7 protein-coding genes are annotated in these 5,268 nt (G+C 35.0%); 3 read left to right on the top strand and 4 right to left on the bottom strand.

Annotated elements, in window-relative coordinates; genetic code table 11:
* Positions 1-183: 183 nt before the first annotated feature.
* From GO685_RS03280 to GO685_RS03265, 4 genes are all read right to left on the bottom strand, one after another.
* The gene (locus GO685_RS03280; RefSeq protein WP_175937558.1) at positions 184-471 is read right to left on the bottom strand and encodes a monovalent cation/H(+) antiporter subunit G; all 288 of its coding nucleotides are present in this window, start codon (positions 469-471) and stop codon (positions 184-186) included.
* A gap of 6 nt (positions 472-477) precedes the next feature.
* Positions 478-582: a monovalent cation/H+ antiporter complex subunit F gene (locus GO685_RS05585; protein WP_232503159.1), complete on the bottom strand. Its 105-nt coding sequence runs from the start codon at positions 580-582 to the stop codon at positions 478-480.
* A 177-nt stretch (positions 583-759) separates the two neighbouring features.
* A complete protein-coding gene (rpoZ, locus tag GO685_RS03270) occupies positions 760-1,188 on the bottom strand; it encodes a DNA-directed RNA polymerase subunit omega (protein WP_175937556.1) in 429 nt (142 codons plus the stop codon).
* A 57-nt stretch (positions 1,189-1,245) separates the two neighbouring features.
* Positions 1,246-1,548, bottom strand: a complete 303-nt coding sequence (locus GO685_RS03265) for a helix-turn-helix domain-containing protein (protein WP_175937555.1) — start codon at positions 1,546-1,548, stop codon at positions 1,246-1,248.
* Between the two features lie 403 nt (positions 1,549-1,951).
* Here GO685_RS03265 and purE point away from each other — a divergent pair, with 403 nt between their 5' ends.
* The 3 genes from purE (at position 1,952) to GO685_RS03250 (ending at position 5,200) form a co-directional block, all read left to right on the top strand.
* A complete protein-coding gene (purE, locus tag GO685_RS03260) occupies positions 1,952-2,443 on the top strand; it encodes a 5-(carboxyamino)imidazole ribonucleotide mutase (RefSeq protein WP_175937559.1) in 492 nt (163 codons plus the stop codon).
* Between the two features lie 7 nt (positions 2,444-2,450).
* Complete coding sequence (gene mutL, locus GO685_RS03255; protein WP_175937554.1) at positions 2,451-4,319, top strand: DNA mismatch repair endonuclease MutL; 1,869 nt, start codon at positions 2,451-2,453, stop codon at positions 4,317-4,319.
* 674 nt (positions 4,320-4,993) lie between these two features.
* A complete protein-coding gene (locus tag GO685_RS03250) occupies positions 4,994-5,200 on the top strand; it encodes a hypothetical protein (protein WP_175937553.1) in 207 nt (68 codons plus the stop codon).
* The last annotated feature ends 68 nt before the right edge of the window (positions 5,201-5,268 follow it).

Raw genomic sequence — 5,268 nt, 5'->3', positions numbered from 1 at the left:
TCTTTGCTCTTGCTGTGTATTCCTTTCACGCTTTTCAAAAAACTAAAAACTTGTTTTCAATTTCCTTCTTTTATATAATATGCCATTTGGTGTTTCTCTATTTTTAGCTAAGTTAAACTACCAGTTTTTGCTACATCTTTCCTTATTTTCTCATGATAAACTTTTTTCACAGAGACTAGCATCTTAACCTTCTTTAATAGTTTTTCCCTTACTTTTATAATAAGTGCACGCTAAAATATAGCTGTTAGTTGAGTTAGCTATCCATACTATAAGGATCAATAACACTATTTTAACAGTATTGATTGAAAATTCATTCTGCAGAGCAAAACCAATCAACAATAACATCGCGCCGCTGGAATCTATTATACCTACTGCATGTAACCTAGTATAAAAATCAGGGAATCTGATTGTCCCTATGGTTGAAATGGTTACTAAACAAATACCTAAGAATATGAAAATAGGTCCTATCATAAATTATCAAAGCAACATTAATCTCATTAGTGCTATAGTTGATACAAAACTAATACTAGCGTACAAAAGTGCTATATCAAGCAAAAAGAAATTGTTCAGAATAATCGACATTGCTGTTATGAGTAAAACTGCTTGTGTCGAAAAATTGTTAAATGCTAGCACCTTGTCGTAAATATCGCTTAGCTTGGATACTATACGGTATAGCATTACACTAATACAAAGTAGCAGCATATAAACAGTAACGTAGGTCATCTATAAATTACAAACTTCAGTAGTACTCTGCTCGATCTACTCTTCATTATCTACTTCATCATCTATTTCCTCACTGTCTTGATCGTCTATTTCGGGTTCTACCTCGTCATCCTGAATATCAACACTTTCTTGATCCACATCGGAATCTATGTTAAACTGGTCATCAGAAAAATTTAGTAGTTTTTCTAGCTTACTCGTATTACTGCTATAAGCATTACTCATATTTCCTTTCATATACTCTTTGCATCTGCTGACCAAAAGGCTAAATAATTCACGAGTATCTACCTGTCTTTCTGCTATTTCGTATAAAGAAATGATGGTATTCTTATGACCTTTAAACTTAGCTGCCTCAATTGGACTACTTGCCCCTGTATTCAAGTCATGTGTCCTCTGACTCGCCAATAGAGCTAATTTAAAACGGTTATTCACTCGCCCTGTGCATTTTTCTATAACAGATTCAGCCATAAAATACTACCTTAATAAGTTTTATACTGTATCACAAAAAACAAAATGTCAACTTCTCTATTGAGATTCAGCTTCATGTTTTGCCTTTTCTTCTTCAAATTTTACTGCTTGGTTTTCTGTTATGATAATTGTTATTCCAAAGCCTAATTTTTTGAGGAATCCTAACAATCGCTCTAGAGAGAAACCATCTGTTTTGCCATTTTTAATTTGTGATATCTTTGGCTGGTCAACACCTAGTATTTCTGCTGCCTGGGCTTGAGTCCAACCTTTTTTTTCTATAAATTTGCTAATTATGCTAAGTGACTCCTTTTTTATTTCTACAAAGCACAAACCATTGTCTAATGATATTATTATTTCCATAATCCTTTTACACTCACTATCAAAAACTTTGTAAGACATTACAACATAAATTTGATATCTCAAAGTATTAATATCATATAGTTTGTACTAAATAATTATAGATATTAATATATAAAGCTTTAAATAGATTGTATGTTAATATTTTTATCAAGTTTATTTTAATCTTAATTATTGTTTTACCTAGAAAAATTATTCATAGTAAGAGGAATGGCAATTGCAAGGCTAAAATAGTCATTTTGTAAATTCATATTACATAAGAAGTTTATATCTATATACCGTAAAATAGATATTTGCTCAAATCTCTATTTAACAAGAACGCTATATATTATATTCAATGTAACTCAAATATTTGTTGCTTTTTAGCTGAAATACTATTTAGTTAGTAAATAAAATTATGTTGAATATGGCAGGAATAAGAAAAGATGTTGCTGTAATTATAGGAAGTGAATCGGATTATAGCACTATGGCTCATGCTGTTGATATGTTAAAAGAGCTGGGAATTTTGTATGATATATTTATAATATCTGCACATAGAACGCCAGAAAGGCTATTCAATTTCGCTAAATCTGCACAAGAAAAAGGTTTTAAGGTTATTATAGCTGGTGCAGGGGGAGCAGCTCATTTACCTGGTATGGTTGCGTCGCTTACTTATTTACCTGTTATCGGCGTTCCTGTACATAGTAGGCAACTAAACGGGCTGGATAGTCTATTGTCTATAGTGCAAATGCCAAAAGGTGTACCGGTTGCAACAATGTCCATAGGAGAAAGTGGAGCATATAATGCTGCCATTACCGCTGCATCTATATTGTCAATTTCTAACAGTGAAACTGCAGGTAAGTTAAAAAAATGGAGAGAGAAACAGACCAAAGGAGTAAAGGAAAAACCGGGTTCATGATAAATTTATGGCAATAATTCTTTTAGATACAAAAACTATAAACCGTATAGCAGCAGGAGAAGTAATTGAGAGACCAGCAAGCGTAGTGAAGGAATTAGTCGAAAACGCAATAGATGCTGGAAGTTCAGAAATAGAGATCAAAATAGAGAGTGGTGGGCGCAATCTTATCACCGTGATAGATGATGGAAATGGAGTAGAAAAGAATGATCTAGAACTTGCATTTATGCGTCATGCTACTTCAAAACTAAGCGATAGTGAATTAATAGAAATCAAGCATCTTGGCTTTAGAGGAGAAGCTCTGCCTTCGATAGCAGCAGTAAGTAGGATAAAGTTATCGTCTAGAGCAGGAGGAGCAAGTGAAGCGTGGTCTATAAGGTATGAGAGTGGAGAAAAGGTGGGGGAAATTATGCCTTACTCTTTATCACAAGGCACATATATTGAAGTACGAGATTTGTTTTTTGCCACTCCAAATAGGCTAAAATTTCTAAAAACCGAAAGAGCAGAAACTCAAAGCATCGTTGATATTATGAGTAACCTAGCAATGATTAACTATCGTATAGGGTTTACCCTCACTTCAGGTAATAAAAAGCTCCTGAAATATGCCAAACAAACCTCGTTGTTTAGTAGACTATGTGAAATAGAAAAAGAATTTCAAAATAATTCTCTGGAGGTTAATGAAGAAGAAAGCGGCATCAAACTGACAGGACACGTCTGCAAACCGACCATTAATCGAGGTAAGTCTGATATGATTTATACATTCGTGAATGGAAGGCCAATAAAAGACAATCTACTTGTTGGTGCGGTTCGGTACGCATATCATGATTTTGTTCCAAACGATAGGTATCCCTTTGCAGCGTTGCATTTGGAGGTGCCATATGATCAAGTAGATGTAAATGTGCATCCAAATAAATCAGAAGTAAGATTTCAAAATAAGAGACTAATATATGAAATAGTTACAAGAGGGCTAATTAAGGCATTGTCAACGAGAATAGGCAGCTTTACAACGAGTGATGCTGGAATAACAGAGGAGCTTAAGGAAGGTTCGTCTTTTGATGCTGGCAAAGGGAATGATGAGCTTATTGATAGTGGAAAAAGCAAAGAAGCAGAAAATCGAAAAGAATTTTATGAAAGGAGGCCAAATCCTTTAGAAAGTCAACTGATGAAAGAATTTGCTTTTCCAAGTGAAAGAGTGAAAAGCCTGTCGGAACAGTCACAATCGTTTGATTACACTGGTATGCAGAAATCCCCACCACAAACGGAGACTATAGTTCTAGAAAGAGAACAAATTGATTTGATAGAGAGCCACCCGCTCGGGTTTGCACGCTGCCAGGTTTACAATACTTATATTATTGCTGAGGCTAGAGGCAAATTGATTATAGTTGATCAGCATGCAGCACATGAAAGGCTAGTATACGAGTGCTTAAAACAAAAATCAAGTATAAAAAGACAAAAATTACTACTTCTTGAAGCGGTTGAAATCAAAAACCAAGTTGGAATGGAGATGGTTGAAACTTATAAAAGTAAGCTTTTCGAAATGGGTTTTGACATTGAAATCAAATCAGAAAATAAGGTCGTAGTAAAGGAAATCCCTGCGATTTTGGGCACAGTAGACGTAAAAGAAATGCTGATAAATATAGTTGATAGATTAACGGAAATAGAAGATATACTGCCAATAGAAGATAAAGTGAACAAAATATTGGCCACTATCGCTTGTTATGGATCAATTAGAGCTGGCAGAAAAATGAAATTGGAGGAAATGAATGAACTGCTGAGGCAAATGGAAAAGACACCATATTCGGGACAATGTAACCATGGGAGGCCAACTTATATAGAAATGAAACTAAGTGATATTGAAAAACTATTTGAACGGAGGTAAGAGGTTGCCATAAGTATGTAGACTTTTATTTCTCGTCACCCAGCACTGGCCTAGAAACAGAACTAAAAAAACTACTTGACAACTTTTGCCGTTACCCTTATCATAAAGTTCGAGCTATTCATTTAGCTTCAATCTGTGCAGATTAAACGACGAAAGTATCACGGTTGGCGTCTTATGTTGAATTTTTTGCACTATGTGCACCTCGTGTCTTTATTAATTTCACCTAGACTTCTAGGTTTTTGCCTATACAAGCTGAAACGCGCTTATAAGTCATTCAAGACAGTATACGCCAATTTGCAGGATTAGAGAGTGAGCAACCTCTACCACGGGATTTCTTTTGCCTTTTTTTCTGCTTGGTAAATTTCTTAACGCTTAAGTCAAAGTTAGTTGTAGTTTAAAAGCAGCTAAATTGCAGCGTTTAAGGCTAAAAAGATGCCAATATTTTTGAACAGGTATTGACCAGGGCTTCTTTTGCTTTTTTTCTCCATTTAGTAAATTTCTTAAATATTTATAGCTAGTTGCAATCTATGAACGAACATTTGTTTTTACAACAAGTGGTGTCATTCCAGCGCGTGACGCTGGAATCCAGGAAAGTTTGCTTGTGAGCAAGCAAACTAATTTTATGAACATAGAAAGTAGCTAATCTTAATTTAAAACACAACATTTTAATCATTATGGAAAGACTGGATCCCAGTATCAAGTACTGGGATGACAAAAAAGGAAGCACTGGAATAACAAGAAAAGGAGGAGCTGGGATGGCAGGAGAAGGGGCTACTTGGATGACAACGAAGGGCTACTTTCATGACACCCTCCTGGTAGGCTCAAGTCACAATTTTCATGCAGTTGTGAACCTTACCCATAAAACGCTAACTATGGATTAGAAAGAGAGTAGAGAGAGAAATAGGGTAAACTCCAGTATTTTAGCAACAATAGGAGGTTACCCAATGCA

The organism is Wolbachia endosymbiont of Madathamugadia hiepei, from assembly GCF_013366855.1.
Classification (GTDB): domain Bacteria; phylum Pseudomonadota; class Alphaproteobacteria; order Rickettsiales; family Anaplasmataceae; genus Wolbachia.
The sequence above is the reverse complement of the archived record's forward strand: the minus strand, read 5'-3'. Positions and strand labels throughout refer to the sequence as shown.